This is a genomic window from Acinetobacter sp. YH12096 (assembly GCF_013419215.1).
GTDB classification, from domain to species: Bacteria; Pseudomonadota; Gammaproteobacteria; order Pseudomonadales; family Moraxellaceae; genus Acinetobacter; species Acinetobacter amyesii.
This window is the reverse complement of sequence record NZ_VPAM01000003.1, coordinates 135261-153806: the sequence shown is the minus strand read 5'-3', so window position 1 is coordinate 153806 and position 18546 is coordinate 135261. Positions and strand designations below refer to the sequence as shown.

The following is an 18546-nucleotide window of genomic DNA, read 5'->3' as shown; positions in this document are numbered from 1 at the left end:
TGATGAAGTTCACTAAAACTTAAACTTTTGATAAAAATTGCATCAGGTGTTTATTATTTTAGAACAGTTTCTAATCATAATAAAATGAATAAGTTAGAATCATTTATAGATTGCTTTCTAGATTTAAATCGAACACCGCCCTACTCACAAAAAAAATAGCGAGCCGTAGCTCGCTATTTCTCAATGGATAAATTCATCTTTTCTGTCAAAAACTCAAGCAATCATCTCAATGTTATTTATGGATGAATTACTTACTTTTTGGCTGTTGTTGTATGCGTTTTGCCTTGTAATTTGGCATAGTCCATTAGCACGTTTGCTGCTTCCGTCACAAAGACTTCTTCTTCAGGCAGTGCTGGACGTTGGTTTGCCTTCATTTTTGCACGTGCCTCCACCAATGCATCCATAGACGCTTGGTAGCTTTCCCAGTTGGCATAAGGTTTTTGACCCACCACTTTACGGCGCTGATTTTCAGCATCCAAAGACTTTTGCTCTAGTGCCAACAGCTCGGCTTTACGCTTCGCTAAGTCTAGTACCACACGCTTTTGCTCTTCCGTCTTTTTCGCAATCGCAGTACGTTGCTCTAAATATTTAAATTGCGGATCAATGCTGACACGTTGCTGAGATGACTTAATCAAATCGGGAACATAGGCTTGGATCGAGCCTTCACGTTTAAACGGTGCTGTAGGAATGGTATCCCACTGTAAAGCATTTTTCGCTTTACGTTCACCAAACTCTTCATTGTAAATATCAACCAACTTAATATCAGGCACGACCCCTTTATTTTGGGTACTGCCGCCAGTCACGCGGTAGAATTTACGTTGCGTTAAGGTCGCTTGACCATAGGCTAAAGAGTCAAGTTGCACCTGTGCAGTACCTTTACCCGTTGTGGTACTACCAATCACCACACCACGTTCATAATCCTGAATCGCAGCAGAATAAATTTCACTCGCAGATGCCGAAGCCAAGTTAATCAATACTGCCAATGGGCCTGCATAAGTTTGCGCGCCACCATCATCATCTTCAAACACGCTGACATTGCCATTACCATCACGGATTTGCACCACTGGACCTGATTTAATCACTTGTCCAAGCATACGCGCCACTTCTTCAAGTGAGCCACCTGGGTTGTTACGCAAATCAATGATGATGCCTTCAACATTTTGCGCATCTAATGTTTTTAAGGCTTTATTGGTATCTTCTGACACAGAGCGGTAATCTGTACCTGCACGACGGGCACGATAGTTCAAATAAAACGATGGAATTTCAATCACACCAAACTTATGTTTTTTGCCATCACGTTCAATTTCAACGGTACGTGAACGCACGCCCGCATCTTCTTCTTGAATTACATCACGTACAATCGTGACATTTCGCGCTTGATTCATGGACGCACCAGCACCCAATAAACGTAAAGTCACTTTGGTGCCACGTTTACCACGAATCAGTCCGACAATTTCATTGCTCGGCCAACCGATCACATCCACCATTTTGTCGCCATCTTGGGCAACACCAACGATGCGATCACCTGACTTGACTTGTCCTGATTTGCTGGCTGGACCACCTTCTACAATCGTTTCAATTTTGGTGTAGTCTTCGTTGCCACGTTCAGGACGAATCGACACCCCAATCCCTTCCAATTGCAACGTGGTTTGACGGTTCAATTCCATCGCATCTACAGGCGGAAAATAGTTACTGTGCGGATCATACGTCAGCATCATGGCATTCAGAGTTTTATCAAGCACATCATCGCTTTTTAAACGACTAATCCGCTCTAACTGACGTGTATAACGCTTAGTTAAGGTCTGTTCAGGAGTTAAATCTTCAGGACCAGTTAAATCTTGACCATTTGCTAGGGCAGGATCATCTTTCAACGCTTTCTGTTTGGCTTTCTCTTCTTCTTTGCTGATGGTTAAATTGATCAGCTGAGAGACCAACATTTTATTCCAATGCGCACGCTGTTCTTCTGTCGACTTAAAGAATGGCGCTTTTTCACGATCGGTTTCGATGTAGCTATTCGGTTGATTTAAATTTTGTGGCTTTTTCAGCTCTTCCAACATATAGGTGTAGAACTGTTTTAAGCGCTCACGATATTGCGCATGAATGGCATACGGCCCTGTTAAATTGCCCGCTTTGAGATTTGCGCCAAAAGTTGGGCCATAACGTTTTTTATAATTTTCAATGTCCGGTGCCAAGAACAACGTATGTTCAGCGTCTAAACTATCAATATAAAAATCTAAAATACGGTTAGAGGTATTGGCATCTAAACGCTGATTTAAATAGTGTTGACGGTCTACCAATGTTGCAAGCTGACGTGAGACCAAGGCTTGTTCTTGAGTGGGTTGAATAGTACCCGCACTCACTGCTTCTGTATTATTGGCAGCAATTGCGTCATTCACCACATGAGTGAAAAAGAATCCACCTGTCGCAATCGCAACGGCACAAGCTAATGTTTGAAGTTTCATAAATAATTTGTACTTCCTTGGTATTAAGACCAATATTACCGTGTTGGTTTTCGACCTGAATTGAATAGATTCAAAATCTTAAACAACTTAATATGTTTATGTCGTGTAGTTTTATCATATTCTCTGCTGACAAAGTGTAGCAAATCATTGCAGAATTCAGGTATTGTTTTTCCTTAAAAATTCCAACACGGACACCGAATATGATTGGCGCATTAATGCTCGACATTGCTGGCACAGAACTCACCCAAGAAGATATTGAACTATTACAGGCACCACAAGTTGGCGGCATGATTTTATTTGGTCGCAACATTGAATCTCCTGAACAAGTTCGTGCCCTGACCGACCATATGCGTCAAATTCGTCCTGATATTTTAATTGCCGTCGATCAGGAAGGTGGTCGTGTACAACGCTTAAAGCAAGGCTTCACACTCCTACCAGCTATGGGTAAGTTTGGAGAACTTTACTTAACTGAACCTGAAAAAGCAGTTGAACTGGCTGAACAATGTGGCTGGTTGATGGCGGCTGAAGTCCTTGCGGTCGGGATCGATTTCAGTTTTGCACCAGTGCTGGACCTAAATAATGTCAGTGATGTGATTGGTGACCGTGGTTTTGCCAAAAATATGCAAGACATCATTCCACTTGCAAGTGCCTTCTTAAAAGGTATGAAACGTGCGGGGATGGCATCTACAGGTAAGCATTTCCCAGGCCATGGCTCGGTGAAAGCAGATTCACATGTCGCTGCTGCCATTGACCATCGTAGTTATGAAGAAATCTATCAAAAAGACATGCAAAGCTTTATTCAACTGCAACCACAGCTTGATGCCTTAATGCCTGCGCATGTGATTTATGAAAATATCGATCCTAATCCTGCTGGATTTTCACCGTATTGGATTCAGAAAGTCTTACGTCAAGAGCTCCAATTTGATGGCATTTTATTCTCCGATGATTTAAGCATGCAAGCCGCTTGTGTCGCTGGCGGCGCAGATGCTCGTATCCAAGCAGCATTAAATGCAGGTTGTGATATGGGCCTCGTGTGTAATAACCGTGAATCTGCATGCATTGCGCTGGATGGCATTCAAAACTTGGCTCTCCCAAATCAAGAACGCCTAGAACGTATGCGCGGTAAAATCCCACAGATTGAGATTGGACAAAGCATTGAACTCGGGGCGGACTGGCAAAACGTGCGTAACCGTATTGTGGATTTTAAAAATCAATATTGCTAATCCAAGACTTTCAAAATTCTAGAAAATGGAGCACGACAAGGTGCTCCTTTTTGATTTATGATGAAGACAAAATAAGTGCTTCGGCGCTATACAAAAATTGCCAATAAAAACAACATTAGGTCAGGACGACATGACACAAAGTTTATCGGAACATCGACACATTTCCTTTACTGCACATTACACCGGCTATATTTGGTACAGCATGGGGATTTCGCATCCCGTTTTTGCCACACGTAAAGGCAAATTTTTAGCACGTTTAGTCCATCCTTTAGAAAGCTGGGCAGAAAAGAATGTGGGCGGTAGCATGCGCTCGACGCTCAAACAGCGCCATGCCATGATCGATCAACATTTAGATCAACTCATTGCCCAACACCCTCAGCTACAAGTCCTTGAAATTGCCTGTGGCCTCTCCCCGCGCGGTTGGAATTTTCGCACCAAACATCCTGAAATTGACTATCGTGAACTCGACTTGCCAGATATGGCAAAAATCAAAACACAGGCACTCAAACAGATTGACCCGCATGCCCCCGAGGTCTTAACTGGCGACATTTTCACACAAGATTTTGAACGTATTTTTCAGAGTTTCAACCCTGAACGTCCTTTGGTGGTGATTAGTGAAGGGCTAATTAATTATTTTGATCAAACGCTACTGAATAAGTTATTGCAAGGGATCACCGAATATGGCGCCTCGTTTCAGGAATTACATTATCTGACCGACATCTATCCAGAACCCGTTAAAAACCGTTTAGCACGTTTTATTTGGGCCAGTAGTAAATTACTCAAAGTCATGTCTCGCAGCGCTTTTACTTTTCATTTTCAATCCCCTGCTGAATTACAGCAGTTTTTCACCCATACAGGATTTGAAGAAGTAAAAGTCGTTCAGCCGGCCTTATACTTTCCACAACAGCAACATGAACAAGTGATTCCTTTCCACGATGCAGAGCAGCACTGTGGCGATTTGGTTTGGATGGTCCATGCCAAAACAAAAAAACAGCGCTAAAGCGCTGTTTTTTTTTAGTTGTTCATGTTTTAACTGACGGCTTCTAATAACAATACATCTTCTTTTTGGCGTTGTACAAAGCGTAATAAGCGCTCTGCCAACTCAAAACTACCATGCTTAAACAAAGCGCGAACCTGTGTATCCACAACGTCAAAGATGAGACATTCAATTTTAAACTCACCTTCTTCGTCTTCTAGATGTAAAGCCAAATCTCGTGGATATGCGTGCATGGAGTCCAACATTTCAGCCTGCACATTCAACAACACACCAAAATAATTTAAATCCATAATTTGAGTATCAACCACAAGGTCTGAATGGCGATGAGATAAATGCGTGAATGGCTGTTGTACACTTACACGCGCTTCGCCACGGCGTTCAATATTTTGCATTTGCTCACGGCTCATTGGAATGATCCCGTCCAACTGCTGAATAGACTCACCGCGTAGATAAGTTGCAAACAAATTCATGGTTTCCTTACGGCGTTGCAACTGCGGTAAATGATCCGCATTGGCAATCATAGCAAATTGCATATTCGGACATTGCAATGCAAAGCCCGCATTTTCATGTGGCAAAGTAAAACTGTCGTACTGCCCGCATGACACCAATACATCACACTGTGGAATCGGCACGTCTTGCAAACGCAGCAAACGATTACAATTAATGTCATAACGCTCTTGTTCGGTATTGGTGAATTCAGCCATTTGTCTAAAGAACAAACGCTTCGCTGTCGGTGACATCCGCGTCACATCCAGTTTGGCATGATTGACCAAATACAAAATCACCGCTTGACCAAATTCATCCATGCGCTGTTCTTTCATTAAGTGCAAGGATTCTTCAAGCAACATGCGCCAGCTCTTGCGCGTTTTTTGCATCACGCCCATTAAAATCATGCGATCAATCAATTCAGGACGTTGATCGGCCAGACCTGCTGCCACCACTGAACCTAGTGACATCCCCATCACGGATACTTTTTCTAGCCCGGCGATATCCAACCAAACGCCCAACATCTGCGCCAGATCACCCAACTCTAAAGTCCCTGCTGACACGGCTGTATCGACATTGGTAATTTGCTGGTTTGAGCCCATGGAGGGTAAATCAATTAAAATAATAGGGCCTGCCGCAAATAATTGTTCGACACAATATTTGTAGGAATTAAAGTTTTGAAATGCCCCACCAATAATAACAATCGGGGTGCGATGAATGGTTTCAGGTTGTGCAATGGCCATATATTCGACCTTCCAGCCATCAATCCATGTCGTTCTGGCAGGCTGTTTAAAGCTTTGCTTGTCATACAGATCGAAAAAACTGTAATGCGTACTTTCCTGTACGGTGGGATCCATTTGGATAATGGAATTCATATTCCTTTCCTCCATTCCTGCCTTATTTTTATTGTCAGGAATTCATTTAGAGACTCTGCTCGACTTAGCGTCCTGCTCTTTAATCGTTATTTGTACGACTTCAATGTCGCTATTGTTTCATTCTATACAGAGGTTCATTTTACAAGCAACTGATATCCCCGCCGCTTATCTACTTTTGTTCTAAAAACAATTTCAAAATGTTAATTCTGGTCAGCAAGTACAGTCGAATATGCACTTAAGTGCTTCATTGTTCAGTCACAGGCTGTTAATATCGAGTTGAAATTTCTAAGTGATCAAACCGCTATGCAAGAGTCTATTGAACAATACATGCAAACGGTAGGACAGCAAGCACGCACAGCATCACGTGTGCTCGCAGGGGCTTCTACCCAGACTAAAAATAATGCCTTATCAGCAATTTATACTGCTTTACAAAACAGTGAAACTGCAATTTTGGCAGCTAACCAAGTGGATATGACCAAAGCGCATAACAACAACTTGGATAGTGCTCTCCTTGATCGCTTAGAACTTACCCCCACACGCTTTAAAGGCATGCTCCAAGGTCTAAAAGATGTGATCGCACTAACTGACCCGATTGGCGAAATTACCGATATGGCCTTTCGTCCGACAGGTATTCAGCTGGGCAAAATGCGCGTGCCGCTAGGTGTTGTCGGCATGATTTACGAATCTCGCCCAAATGTCACCCTTGAAGCCGCATCTTTAGCGCTTAAATCAGGTAACGCGATTATTTTACGTGGTGGTTCTGAAGCTTTGGAATCTAACCAAGCAATTGCGGCAGCGATTCAACATGGCTTAACTGCCGCAGGTGTACCTGAGCATGCCGTTCAAGTGCTTAATACCCCAGACCGTGCTGCGGTTGGCCAATTAATTACCATGCCTGAATATGTCGATGTGATCGTACCTCGTGGTGGCAAAGGCTTAATTGAACGTATCACCAATGAAGCACGTGTGCCTGTTATCAAACATCTTGATGGTAACTGCCATGTTTTTGTGGAAGCTCAGGCTGATTTGCAAAAAGCATTACCTATTGCGCTTAATGCCAAAACACACCGTTATGGCGTATGTAATGCCATGGAAACCTTGCTCGTCGATGAAAATGTCGCTGAAGAGTTTTTACCACGCATTGCTGAACTCTATGCTGAGAAAAAAGTTGAGCTTCGTGGCTGTGCTGAAACGCAGCGCATTTTGGGTGAATCGATTGTTCCTGCAACTGAGGAAGATTGGTACACCGAATACTTAGGCCCAATTTTGGCAGTGAAAGTCGTTACAGGCTTAGATGAAGCAATTGAGCACATCAACAAATATGGCTCTCACCATACAGACTCAATCATTACCGAAAACTTTAGTCTGGCTCGTCAGTTCTTAACGCGTGTAGATTCGAGTTCAGTGATGATCAATGCCTCGACTCGTTTTGCAGATGGGTTTGAATATGGTCTTGGTGCTGAGATCGGTATTTCAACCGATAAAATCCATGCACGTGGGCCAGTCGGTCTTGAAGGTCTGACTTCTCAAAAATGGATTGTGTTTGGTGATGGTCAAATTCGCCAATAACACCCAATAAGACAATGAAAGCTGTGCTTTTCTGAGTAAAGGCACAGCTTTTTTTATTGCGATTTAAAAAACTAGACCCAGGGTTCACATATTGAAATATAATCCTGCAAACACACAGGATTTAGAATCGAAAACAGATTTTTTGACAATTAAATGCTTAAGAAGAATAAGAAAAGTTCAATTTACCTGCTTTTTTGCAACAATTTTAGGATTACAGCGCAGCAACCGCATGTTATGTTCTATGTATATCTCTTAAATCGTATAAATTTTGAGGATTATTTTATTAATAAATGAAAACTATGAACTGATAAATTTTAATTATTATTGTGCTCAGGGTCGATAGTGCTTAAGTCTAATCTCCTAAAGTCTATCTAGGACGATAAAAAAACCCATGATAAAACATCATCACAGATCTAAATTGCATCAATCAATACAACTGCAATCAGATCAACATTATGGATAAGTATTTCAATTAGAATTCGGGTATTTAAACGTGTCTACATCAGTATTAGTAATTAACTGCGGATCTTCTTCTATCAAATATGCGTTAGTTTCTGAGCGCCGTGAAGATCGTATTTTTGGTCTGGCCGAGAACCTAGGTTCTGCTGATGCACGTATTAAAGGGGTCACTACGGGTGGTGCTGCGCTTGAGCTGTCTATTCCACATGCTGACCATGAAAAAGCCCTCGAAACTATTTTAGAGCGTTTGGCTCACCATAATCCTCAAGCGATTGGTCACCGCGTGGTACACGGCGGTACATTAACCAAAGCTGAGCTATTAACACCAGAAATTATTGAACGTATTCGTGAAGCTACACCGCTTGCGCCATTGCATAACCCTGCTCACTTGGTGGGTATCGAAGCAACCATGCGTTTGTTCCCTGAACTTCCGCAAGTAGCCGTATTCGATACAGCATTCCACCAAACCATGCCGTCTCATGCATACCGCTATGCATTACCAAAATTCTTGTACACACAGCATAACGTACGTCGTTATGGCTTCCACGGTACTAGCCATGCCTACGTATCTGAGCGTGGCTCAATGTTGGCAGGCAGCTTTAAACAAGGTGGCTGGTTAACTGCTCACTTAGGCAATGGTAGCTCGACTTGTGCGATTTGGAATGGTCAATCTGTAGATACGTCAATGGGTCTAACACCACTTGAAGGTGTGGTGATGGGCACACGTAGTGGTGATGTTGACCCAAGTATTCACAGCTTCCTTGCGAGCAACTTAGGTTGGGATATCTACAAAATCGACAAAATGCTGAACAGCCAATCAGGCCTACTCGGTTTGTCTGATCTATCAAATGACATGCGTACATTGATCGAAGCATCAGAACAAGGTAACGAAGATGCCGCGCTTGCCATTGAAGTATTCTGCTACCGTTTAGCAAAATCTTTAGCAGGTCTCAGCTGTGGTCTACCACGTATTGACGGTTTATTCTTTACCGGTGGTATTGGTGAAAACTCTGCCTACATTCGTGAAAAAACGGTTTCATACTTACCACACTTTGGTTTCAACCTGAGTAAAGAATTAAATGACAACTTAAAACGCGGTACGGAAGGTCGTATTGACCACGGTACTGGCCCACAAATTTGGGTTGTTCCTACCGATGAAGAAGGCCGTATTGCCAAAGAAACTGAGCATGTTGTAGACGAGGTGACAGCGTCTGCTACAAAAAAGCCTGATGCTGAAGCTGCGATTGCATAAGCAATCGCATCAGCCCCTTCGCCTTCAATATTAATTTTTAGCTTTAATTTAGACACCGTATGAAAACAATTTTACTCGTGCCAACTGGGGAAGGTGTAGGTTTAACATCTGCATGCTTAGGTTTAATTTATGCTTTGGAATGCCAAGGGGTCAAAGCAGGTTTTCTGAAACCATTTTCACAGGAAAATGTCGCAGATACTGTAGACCGTACAACGGCTCTTTATCGTCATTTATTTAATAATGAAACGGTAGAACCCATTCACCATGCCACCATCGTGAAACAACTCAGTCATGATGAAAGTGATGAACTGCTCGAAGAAGCGGTTCGTTTGCACCGTGAAATTGCAAAAAAGCATGACCTAATTATTGTTGAAGGCTTGGTTCCAAACAGCCGAGATAACTTTGCCTCAGAACTGAATGCGACTTTAGCAAAAGCACTCGATGCCAAAGTGATTATTGTCAGCACAGCAGATATTCAAAATGCCACGAAAACGGCTGAGAAAATTGACAGTTCACTACGCCAATTTGGTGGTGCGGCATCTGAACGTACTGCGGGTGTTTTGTTTATGCGCACACGTGGCTTGCCAGAAGAGTCTGCGCAAATTCCTGTCACACTTGATCCAAATCTGCGTTTAATTAGTGACACCAATAAATTTGTACTCGAATTACAACAAAGTAATCCGCAAATTGGTTCTACACAGCTACCTGTTATTGGCCTCGTTCCATTTAGTAATACGCTCAGCGTACCGCGCATGTCTGACTTGGCGACGCATATTCAAGCGGAATGGATCAACCAAGGCGATGCCGCTCATCGCCGCGTACTACATAGCAGCCTAGTTGCATCGAATATTGAACATGAACTTCACAAATTTGTGGCAGGCGAACTGATTATCAGCGCCTCTGACCGTATTGATGTGTTGTTGGCTTCTAGCCTTGCAAGTAGCAATGGTATTCCACTTGCCGGTTTAGTTTTGACTGAACATCATCAACCGAACCCACAAGTTTTAGATTTCTGCCAAACCGCGATTAAGCAAGGCTTACCGATTTTACATACGCCTTTAAGCACTTTTGAAACGGCACAACAACTTTCAAATTTAGGCAATGAAATTCCTGTCGATGACGTAGAACGTGCAGAGCAAGTGACTCGCTTTGTTTCAAGCCACATTAATGCTGAGTGGATTACTGAAGTATTGAATGGTTCGTATCAACCACGCTTGTCCCCTTCTGCATTCCGTCATGAATTGGTACAAAAATCCATTGCTGCGAAAAAACGGATTGTTCTACCTGAAGGTGATGAACCACGGACCATTCAAGCGGCTGCCATTTGTCAATCACGTGGCATTGCACACTGTATTTTATTGGCAAAACCTGAAGCCGTGATTGAAGTTGCAAAAGCACGTAATATCGAACTTCCTCATGATTTGGAAATCATTGATCCAGACCTGATTCGTGAAAACTATGTGCCGAAAATGGTTGAGCTGCGTAAAGGCAAACTCAATGATCTACAAGCACGCGAACAGCTACAAGACACCGTGGTTTTAGGCACCATGATGCTTGCACTCGATCAAGTGGATGGCCTTGTATCTGGTGCAGTACATACTACGGCGAATACAGTGCGTCCAGCATTCCAATTGATTAAGACTGCACCTGATTATTCATTGGTTTCTTCTGTATTCTTTATGCTGTTACCAGATGAAGTCTATGTCTACGGTGACTGTGCCATTAATCCAGATCCAAATGCAGAACAGCTTGCAGAGATTGCGATTCAATCTGCAGATTCAGCGAAAGCTTTTGGTATTGACCCACGTATTGCGATGATTTCATATTCAACAGGTACTTCAGGTGCAGGAGCAGATGTCGAAAAAGTGGCTGAAGCAACACGCATTGCCAAAGAACGCCGTCCAGATTTACTCATTGATGGCCCGCTTCAATACGATGCTGCATCGGTGGAAAGTGTGGGACGTTCTAAAGCACCTGACTCTAAAGTGGCTGGTCGTGCCAATGTGTTTATTTTCCCTGATTTAAATACAGGTAATACAACCTATAAAGCAGTTCAACGTTCTGCAAATGTAGTCAGTGTTGGCCCAATGCTGCAAGGTTTAAACAAGCCTGTAAATGACTTGTCTCGTGGCGCATTGGTCGATGACATCGTGTTTACCATTGCATTAACGGCGATTCAATCCGAACAACAAGAAGCTTAATTTTAGTTTCGAGTTCTTAACCACCCTTTCGAAAGACTGGGTGGTTTTTTGTTTTATATAACTTCCATTATATTAAAAATGGCTCAGAATTAGTGGAAATTTCTTTTAAATTCTATGGCTGAATTTTGAGTATTTGGTACATGACCAATAATATATTCATTCTTCGCTTAAAAAAAGAAATCAAAGCTCTGATACACATATCTAATTTAAAAAATAAAAGGAAAAATTTACATAAATTAGAGCCTGGATATGAAACTAGGGTGTGACGTATTGCTTCAGTTTATGCCAATATTTATCTAGAAAAAGAAAAACATCGAAACAAAGATTTAGTTGGCCGTTACTATTGGATGGGCTTAGGTGCATTTGTTTCAAAAAATCTTAGCTGCCATTTTAAACATGGTTTAACTGCATGGGAATATAAATGGATTCCACTAGGGGTAATTCGTGATCCTGTACATACTTTTGCAAAAGGTAACTTATGGCTATTTATGGATATTGCACCTTGGCATTATGCTTTGAGCATGTCTTCATCCTCTTTTAATCAATGCCGAACTCAACGTGATGTTTCCAAATTTACTCATATTAAAAAAGAAGTTATAAACGTTCCTTGGTCAAATTGTTTACCCATAATTAAAAACTTAAAAGCACTTTAGAAATTAAAAGTGCTTTTGAATATCTACCAAAATTGAAAAGTATTCTGCCGAGTTCTTATAATATCAAAAACATGGAAAGAGAATATCAGGGGCGACACGCCGGTGTACTCGATAAGGTACCAGAAACAGTATACAGCGAACCATTATCAAACACTAAAGTCGCCAATTATGATAGCCGTATGGAATGGATTAAAAAAGCAGCAGAAAAATATCATCGTTTAATGCAAAGTGATAAAGGAAGATACTTTTTAGAAGAAGAACTAAAAATTATTGCGAAATGGGGCGATAGCAAAGCTAATTTTACAGTTGGAAAGGATAGTAATGATGGAAAAATTTAATTACTGCATTGTTATTTTTATGGTGGGTTATCTCCTTTCAGCTTGTCAACCTAGTGCAAAAAATACAGAGAATAATGTCATGAATCAACTGCGTTTTAGTTTACATTTAGGCAAACAAGGATTTAAAGATTTTTCTCAACATAATCTTGGGCATCCCGATAGTCATCCATCTGGAGCAGGTTTTAAAGAGTTAGATTTTACACCGCCCAACTTAGGTCAGATTAAAGTTGAAAATGGTGAGAATAGCTTAGTGATAGATCATGTATTTTCAGTTCTAGGAACATCGTTTAATAATGAGGATGGAATACAAGGGCTTGATGTTAATGCAGGGCTAAACAAAGAAGAATTTGTACGTCCTGAACAAGCCCACCAAGCTTATGTTGACTTAATGAAACGTATAAATCAGGCCGAATGGAAAAATTATTTCTATCGTTTTTCTGCACGAATAGCAAAGGAAGATAATATTCGATATCTAATGAAATCAGGTGATGTCATTGACCCGACTTATATCTTTAATTATGAAGAATGGAAAAAAATAATCAATACAGTTGGAGGGAACTCTATTGGCTACCGATTATATGCCAATGGTATCCTTTTGGATCTGAGTATAAAACAAACTCAAAAAACTGAAGATGGTAAAGAACAATATATGGTTCGTTATGCTTTCAATACGATTCGTTATGATGAAAGAAATTCAATGGATGATTCAGAGAATAATATTGATACTTACAAAATGACCTCAAAAGAGTTAGAACAAGCATTTGCAAATGAGCTGATAAGAAATAAAAAATCAAGAGAAATTGATGAAAAAGAAGTTATAGTACAAGGCTACCGTATCGATGAAAATTATGAAGATCCTGATGTTTGGCAATATGTTAAATAATCAAATGTTGTCGCGTTTAGACTCAATTTTAAAGCACTTTTACACAAAATTGATCATTGAAACTAAAGATTTGAAGATTTGAAGATTTGAAGATTTGAAGATTTGAAGATTTGAAGATTTGAAGATTTGAAGATTTGAAGATTTGAAGATTTGAAGATTTGAAGATTTGAAGATTTGAAGATTTGAAGATTTGAAGAAGAATATTATTTTTATAAAATTTAAAGCAAAAAAAGAAGATAAAGCTTTAGGCTTGATCTTCTTGTTGACCGTAGAACCAAGTTGCTGCGATAAACAGAGAAAAACCAATAACTGACAACACTGGAGTAACCATATATTTCACACTCTAACTTTGATGACGTCATTATGTAAAAGTTTTATGACAGTTATATGACAAATACAAAATATTTAAAAATAACAAATATCATTTATTTTCAACAATTTAAAAATAAAAACATATCTCCCCCTCTAGTTTTGTGACAAATATTTCATGAAATATGACAGTTAAAACGTCATTTTCAGGCCATTTATGACAGCGAAACATGGCACTGTTTAAGCCTATTAAACTTTCGGCCAAAGATTAAGCGAAATACCCACACAACTGTGTTTTTGTCTTATAATTTAGCCCGCTAGCTATCAGCCCGCTCAAGAGATATTTGTATGACAACTATTATCAAGCAAGATGACTTGATCACATCGGTAAAAGATGCGCTTCAGTTCATTTCTTACTATCACCCACAGGACTTCATCCAAGCGATGAGCCGTGCGTATGACCGTGAAGAAAACAAAGCCGCAAAAGACGCGATTGCACAAATTTTAATTAACTCTCGTATGTGTGCAGAAGGCCATCGTCCTATCTGTCAAGATACGGGTATTGTGAACGTATTTCTTGAAGTGGGCTTAGACGTTAAATTTGATTTAACCATGAGCCTAGACGATGCAATTAACGAAGGTGTACGTCAAGGTTATCTTGAAAACTCAAACATTCTTCGTGCATCAGTATTAGCTGATCCTGCTTTTGGTCGTAAAAATACCAAAGACAACACCCCTGCTGTAATTCACTACAAACTCGTTCCGGGTAATAAAGTTGATATTACTGTTGCTGCTAAAGGTGGTGGTTCAGAAAACAAATCTAAACTTGCAATGCTTAACCCTTCTGACTCTATCGTAGATTGGGTACTTAAAACTGTTCCAACAATGGGTGCAGGTTGGTGTCCTCCTGGTATGCTCGGTATCGGTATTGGTGGTACTGCTGAAAAAGCCATGATGCTTGCAAAAGAAGCATTGATGGAAGAAATCAACATGGACGAACTCCTTCGTCGTGGCCCACAAAACCAAATCGAAGAACTTCGTATCGAAATCTTCGAAAAAGTAAATGCTTTAGGTATTGGTGCTCAAGGTCTTGGCGGTTTAACGACTGTTCTTGATATCAAAATCAAAGACTACCCATGTCACGCTGCGGGTAAACCAGTAGGTATGATTCCTAACTGTGCTGCAACTCGTCATGCGCATTTCCAATTAGACGGTTCAGGTGTAGCGCATATTCAAGCGCCTAGCCTTGAAGACTACCCTGCGGTAACTTGGGATTCATCAACATCTAAACGTGTTGACTTAGATAACATCACTCAAGAAGAAATGAACTCTTGGCAACCTGGTGACACACTACTTCTTAACGGTACAATCTATACAGGTCGTGACGCTGCGCACAAACGTATGGTTGACATGTTAAACAAAGGTGAAGAACTTCCAGTTGACCTAAAAGGTAAATTTATTTACTACGTTGGCCCTGTTGATCCAGTCGGTGACGAAGTTGTTGGTCCAGCTGGCCCAACAACTGCAACACGTATGGATAAGTTCACACGTCAAGTGCTTGAAGCAACTGGCATGTTCGGTATGATTGGTAAAGCGGATCGTGGTCCTGCTGCTGTTGAAGCAATCAAAGACAACAAAGCAACTTACCTCATGGCTGTTGGTGGTGCTGCTTACTTAGTATCGAAAGCGATTCGTGAAGCTGAAGTTGTAGCATTTGCTGACTTAGGTATGGAAGCGATCTACAAATTTGTTGTAAAAGACATGCCGGTATCTGTAGCTGTTGACGTAAATGGTACTTCTGTTCACGCAACTGCACCAAAAATCTGGCAAGCAAAAATTGGTAAAATCCCAGTAGTTGATGCTGCTGCGAACTAATTTCGCCACGTTCAAGATCAAAAAAAAGCACCCCATCGGGTGCTTTTTTATTGTCAATATTTAGACTGTCTGTCGAATGACATTCGCTATTTAATGCTTTCACACACTCAAAAACACGAGCTAATTACATTACCAAGTTAATGGATTCCACAGTTTAAAAGGCTTGGTCAACTGCACATCTTCCGCAGGATCATAATGAGGTGCTTTCAACTTCTGCGCACTTTTCCGCACTTTTCCAGTGTTTTGATCTTCTGCCACAAAGTTAAAACTGTTGGATTTCAACTCTGTAAATGCGATTTCATTTCGACCAATTTTTTCAGGCATGAGCAGCAATGGCCCTGAAACCGTTCTTTTACTGGATAAATTCTCTTCATCATATTTAATGAAGTAAGTTTGACCTGCTTCAACATCAAAGTCTAAATATTTAGGTTTTTGAAAATGATTCACCCCCAAAGGGCGACTCGATGATAAGCGGTAATTCCCCGCAGGTAACTCCACCCAGTAATAATGATTATTCAATAAACTTGGAATACGCTCACTGTTCAGAAATAAGCTGCTGGCCACAATTTCTTGACGATTCCATTTACTGTCTGGACGATATAAATACACAATCGCTGCTTGATCATGCTGAGCTTTCACTTCTTGAAAATGTCGGCCTTGTTTCTGATTGACCCAACCACCAATGGTAAACATACCCAATCGATATTGCTCAATATGACCCGGTGTACTTTCAGGATCCACAGGCTTTAATGTTGAAGCCAATGACGTTTGCTCAACGGCTGATTTTCCATGACAACCCAGCAGCGCTACACTGCTTAAAAGTAGAATTGCAACTCCACGCATGATTATCCCTCACTGCGTCTTTTTTTATTTTTACACTTTTGTTTTCAGTTTTTTACATTCAGGCATCCACGCCATCCTGCTGAGATTAACATTCTGCTTTTATTTTTGGAAATAAAAAACGTGTGCAAATCTTGGATTTACACACGTTTCAGACGAATAGCGCTTAAGCAGATTTAGAGTTTACAACTTTTAAATCTGACTTCGGCGCAGCTTCTTCAGTTTTCTTTGGTTGACGTTCTGATTTAAATTCAGGTTCCGCTTCACCATTAATCACCGCTTCATTGACCACAACCGTACCTACATCTGAACGGCTTGGTAGGTCGTACATCGTTTCAAGCAATGAATTTTCTAAAATCGAACGTAGACCACGCGCACCCGTATTACGGTCAAGGGCTTTTTTAGCCACGGCACGTAATGCAGAGTCTTCAAATACGAGGTCAACATTTTCCATTTCAAATAAATATTGGTATTGACGTGTCAATGCATTTTTTGGTTCTGTCAGAATCTGCATCAATGCTTCTTCGTCCAGTTCTTCCAAGGTAGCAATGACAGGTAAACGACCAATAAATTCAGGAATCAGACCGAATTTAACCAAATCTGTCGCTTCAACTTGGCGGAATAAGTCAGATAATTTTTTAGTTTCATCTTTCTTACGGACTTCAGCCGTAAAGCCAATACCGCCTTTTTCCTGACGCTGCTGTACGATTTTCTCTAGGCCAGAGAATGCACCACCACAGATAAATAGGATATTTGAAGTATCAATTTGAATAAATTCTTGCTGCGGATGCTTACGACCACCTTGAGGCGGAATCGACGCAACCGTACCTTCGATCATTTTCAATAATGCTTGCTGAACACCCTCACCCGATACATCACGAGTAATAGATGGGTTTTCAGACTTACGGGTAATTTTGTCGATTTCATCGATATAGATAATGCCTTTTTGCGCTTTTTCTACATCGTAATCGGCTTTTTGAAGGAGTTTTTGAACAATGTTCTCAACGTCTTCACCCACATAACCAGCTTCAGTTAAAGTCGTTGCATCTGCCATCGCAAATGGCACATCTAAAAGACGCGCAAGTGTCTGAGCAAGCAGTGTTTTACCTGAACCTGTTGGTCCAACCAACATGATGTTACTTTTCGAAATCTCTACACCGTCTTCTGGTTTTTTACCACTGGTGCCAACTTTTAGGCGTTTATAGTGGTTGTATACCGCAACAGAGAGGGTCTTTTTCGCAACATCTTGACCAATCACATATTGGTCAAGCGCAGTACGGATTTCATGCGGTTTTGGTAAAGGACGAGTTGCCCAGTCATTTGATTCAACTTGCTGACTGGTCTGAACTAGGTCAAGACATACGTCCACACACTCATTACAGATGTACGCGTCCTCACCTGCAATCAGTTTCCCGACTTCAGACTGCATTTTACCGCAAAATGAACAATGCTTTTGTCCTTGAGGATGTTCGGACATATTCACTCCAATAATTAATTCTTTAAAACTTATGGACGTTTAGATAAAACTTCGTCCACAAGACCGTAATCTTTTGCAGCTTGCGCTGTCATAAAGTTGTCACGGTCAGTATCTCGAGCAACAGTTTCGTAGTCTTGACCACTATGCTCTGCCATTAAACGATTTAAACGTTCTTTGATGAATAGAATTTCACGTGCATGAATTTCAATATCAGATGCCTGACCACGGAAACCACCGAGTGGTTGGTGAATCATGACACGGGCATTTTCAAGACAGTAACGTTTGCCTTTAGCACCGGCGTTAAGCAGGAATGCACCCATCGATGCTGCTTGCCCCATGCAGTAAGTCACAACATCAGGTTTAATAAATTGCATGGTATCGTAAATCGCCATACCTGCAGTAACCGAACCGCCTGGTGAGTTGATATATAAATGAATATCTTTATCTGGGTTTTCTGCTTCTAAGAACAACATTTGGGCAACAATCAAATTTGCCATGTTGTCTTCAACTTCACCGGTTAAAAAAATCACACGTTCACGCAAAAGGCGTGAATAAATATCAAAAGAACGCTCGCCACGAGATGACTGTTCTACCACCATTGGCACTAGTGCGTTTTCAATTGTTGGAACATACATACGTTATTTATT

12 protein-coding genes and 1 pseudogene are annotated in these 18546 nt (G+C 41.0%); 8 read left to right on the top strand and 5 right to left on the bottom strand.

Going from position 1 to position 18546, the window contains the following annotated elements:
• Positions 1-251 precede the first annotated feature (251 nt).
• On the bottom strand, positions 252-2462 hold the full coding sequence (locus tag FTU36_RS02105; protein ID WP_180116706.1) for a carboxy terminal-processing peptidase: 2211 nt from the start codon (positions 2460-2462) through the stop codon (positions 252-254).
• 200 nt (positions 2463-2662) lie between these two features.
• On the opposite strand from FTU36_RS02105, the gene nagZ reads away from it, so the two are divergent.
• On the top strand, positions 2663-3685 hold the full coding sequence (gene nagZ / locus FTU36_RS02100) for a beta-N-acetylhexosaminidase (RefSeq protein WP_180021058.1): 1023 nt from the start codon (positions 2663-2665) through the stop codon (positions 3683-3685).
• A gap of 130 nt (positions 3686-3815) precedes the next feature.
• Positions 3816-4685, top strand: coding sequence for a class I SAM-dependent methyltransferase (locus tag FTU36_RS02095; RefSeq protein WP_180021060.1), 870 nt, complete (start codon positions 3816-3818; stop codon positions 4683-4685).
• 29 nt (positions 4686-4714) lie between these two features.
• On the opposite strand, the gene FTU36_RS02090 is transcribed toward FTU36_RS02095, so the two are convergent.
• A complete protein-coding gene (locus FTU36_RS02090) occupies positions 4715-6043 on the bottom strand; it encodes an alpha/beta fold hydrolase (protein WP_180116705.1) in 1329 nt (442 codons plus the stop codon).
• A 303-nt stretch (positions 6044-6346) separates the two neighbouring features.
• Between FTU36_RS02090 and FTU36_RS02085 the strand changes: the two genes are divergently transcribed.
• From FTU36_RS02085 to FTU36_RS02060, 6 genes and pseudogenes are all read left to right on the top strand, one after another.
• Positions 6347-7612, top strand: a complete 1266-nt coding sequence (locus tag FTU36_RS02085) for a glutamate-5-semialdehyde dehydrogenase (RefSeq protein WP_180088984.1) — start codon at positions 6347-6349, stop codon at positions 7610-7612.
• A gap of 493 nt (positions 7613-8105) precedes the next feature.
• On the top strand, positions 8106-9323 hold the full coding sequence (locus FTU36_RS02080; RefSeq protein ID WP_078189653.1) for an acetate/propionate family kinase: 1218 nt from the start codon (positions 8106-8108) through the stop codon (positions 9321-9323).
• Between the two features lie 59 nt (positions 9324-9382).
• Positions 9383-11524: a phosphate acetyltransferase gene (pta, locus tag FTU36_RS02075; RefSeq protein WP_180004548.1), complete on the top strand. Its 2142-nt coding sequence runs from the start codon at positions 9383-9385 to the stop codon at positions 11522-11524.
• 269 nt (positions 11525-11793) lie between these two features.
• Positions 11794-12515, top strand: a pseudogene (locus FTU36_RS02070) (DUF2515 family protein).
• The gene (locus FTU36_RS02065) at positions 12499-13398 is read left to right on the top strand and encodes a hypothetical protein (protein WP_180059543.1); all 900 of its coding nucleotides are present in this window, start codon (positions 12499-12501) and stop codon (positions 13396-13398) included. The pseudogene FTU36_RS02070 and the gene FTU36_RS02065 overlap by 17 nt, the downstream one beginning before the upstream one ends.
• Before the next feature lie 657 nt (positions 13399-14055).
• Positions 14056-15582: a fumarate hydratase gene (locus tag FTU36_RS02060; RefSeq protein ID WP_078189659.1), complete on the top strand. Its 1527-nt coding sequence runs from the start codon at positions 14056-14058 to the stop codon at positions 15580-15582.
• A gap of 129 nt (positions 15583-15711) precedes the next feature.
• Here FTU36_RS02060 and FTU36_RS02055 read toward each other — a convergent pair whose 3' ends face one another.
• The 3 genes from FTU36_RS02055 to clpP all read right to left on the bottom strand — a co-directional run bounded on the left by FTU36_RS02055 (position 15712) and on the right by clpP (position 18534).
• On the bottom strand, positions 15712-16425 hold the full coding sequence (locus FTU36_RS02055) for a DUF2846 domain-containing protein (protein WP_180007185.1): 714 nt from the start codon (positions 16423-16425) through the stop codon (positions 15712-15714).
• A gap of 163 nt (positions 16426-16588) precedes the next feature.
• Positions 16589-17899 carry an ATP-dependent protease ATP-binding subunit ClpX gene (gene clpX, locus FTU36_RS02050; RefSeq protein ID WP_180116704.1) on the bottom strand — a complete coding sequence of 437 codons (1311 nt, stop codon included), beginning with the start codon at positions 17897-17899 and terminating at the stop codon, positions 16589-16591.
• Between the two features lie 29 nt (positions 17900-17928).
• Entirely contained in the window at positions 17929-18534 is a 606-nt protein-coding gene (gene clpP / locus FTU36_RS02045) for an ATP-dependent Clp endopeptidase proteolytic subunit ClpP (RefSeq protein ID WP_180105472.1), read from the bottom strand.
• Positions 18535-18546: the final 12 nt, after the last annotated feature.

What these genes read in the sequence shown, in the direction of transcription:
- FTU36_RS02095 (WP_180021060.1), top strand. Translation starts at nt 3,816, where the DNA reads ATGACACAAAGTTTATCGGAACATCGACACATTTCCTTTACTGCACAT.
- FTU36_RS02085 (WP_180088984.1), top strand. Translation starts at nt 6,347, where the DNA reads ATGCAAGAGTCTATTGAACAATACATGCAAACGGTAGGACAGCAAGCA.
- clpX (WP_180116704.1), bottom strand. Translation starts at nt 17,899, where the DNA reads ATGTCCGAACATCCTCAAGGACAAAAGCATTGTTCATTTTGCGGTAAA.
- FTU36_RS02105 (WP_180116706.1), bottom strand. Translation starts at nt 2,462, where the DNA reads ATGAAACTTCAAACATTAGCTTGTGCCGTTGCGATTGCGACAGGTGGA.
- FTU36_RS02055 (WP_180007185.1), bottom strand. Translation starts at nt 16,425, where the DNA reads ATGCGTGGAGTTGCAATTCTACTTTTAAGCAGTGTAGCGCTGCTGGGT.
- FTU36_RS02060 (WP_078189659.1), top strand. Translation starts at nt 14,056, where the DNA reads ATGACAACTATTATCAAGCAAGATGACTTGATCACATCGGTAAAAGAT.
- FTU36_RS02090 (WP_180116705.1), bottom strand. Translation starts at nt 6,043, where the DNA reads ATGAATTCCATTATCCAAATGGATCCCACCGTACAGGAAAGTACGCAT.
- pta (WP_180004548.1), top strand. Translation starts at nt 9,383, where the DNA reads ATGAAAACAATTTTACTCGTGCCAACTGGGGAAGGTGTAGGTTTAACA.
- clpP (WP_180105472.1), bottom strand. Translation starts at nt 18,534, where the DNA reads ATGTATGTTCCAACAATTGAAAACGCACTAGTGCCAATGGTGGTAGAA.
- nagZ (WP_180021058.1), top strand. Translation starts at nt 2,663, where the DNA reads ATGATTGGCGCATTAATGCTCGACATTGCTGGCACAGAACTCACCCAA.
- FTU36_RS02065 (WP_180059543.1), top strand. Translation starts at nt 12,499, where the DNA reads ATGATGGAAAAATTTAATTACTGCATTGTTATTTTTATGGTGGGTTAT.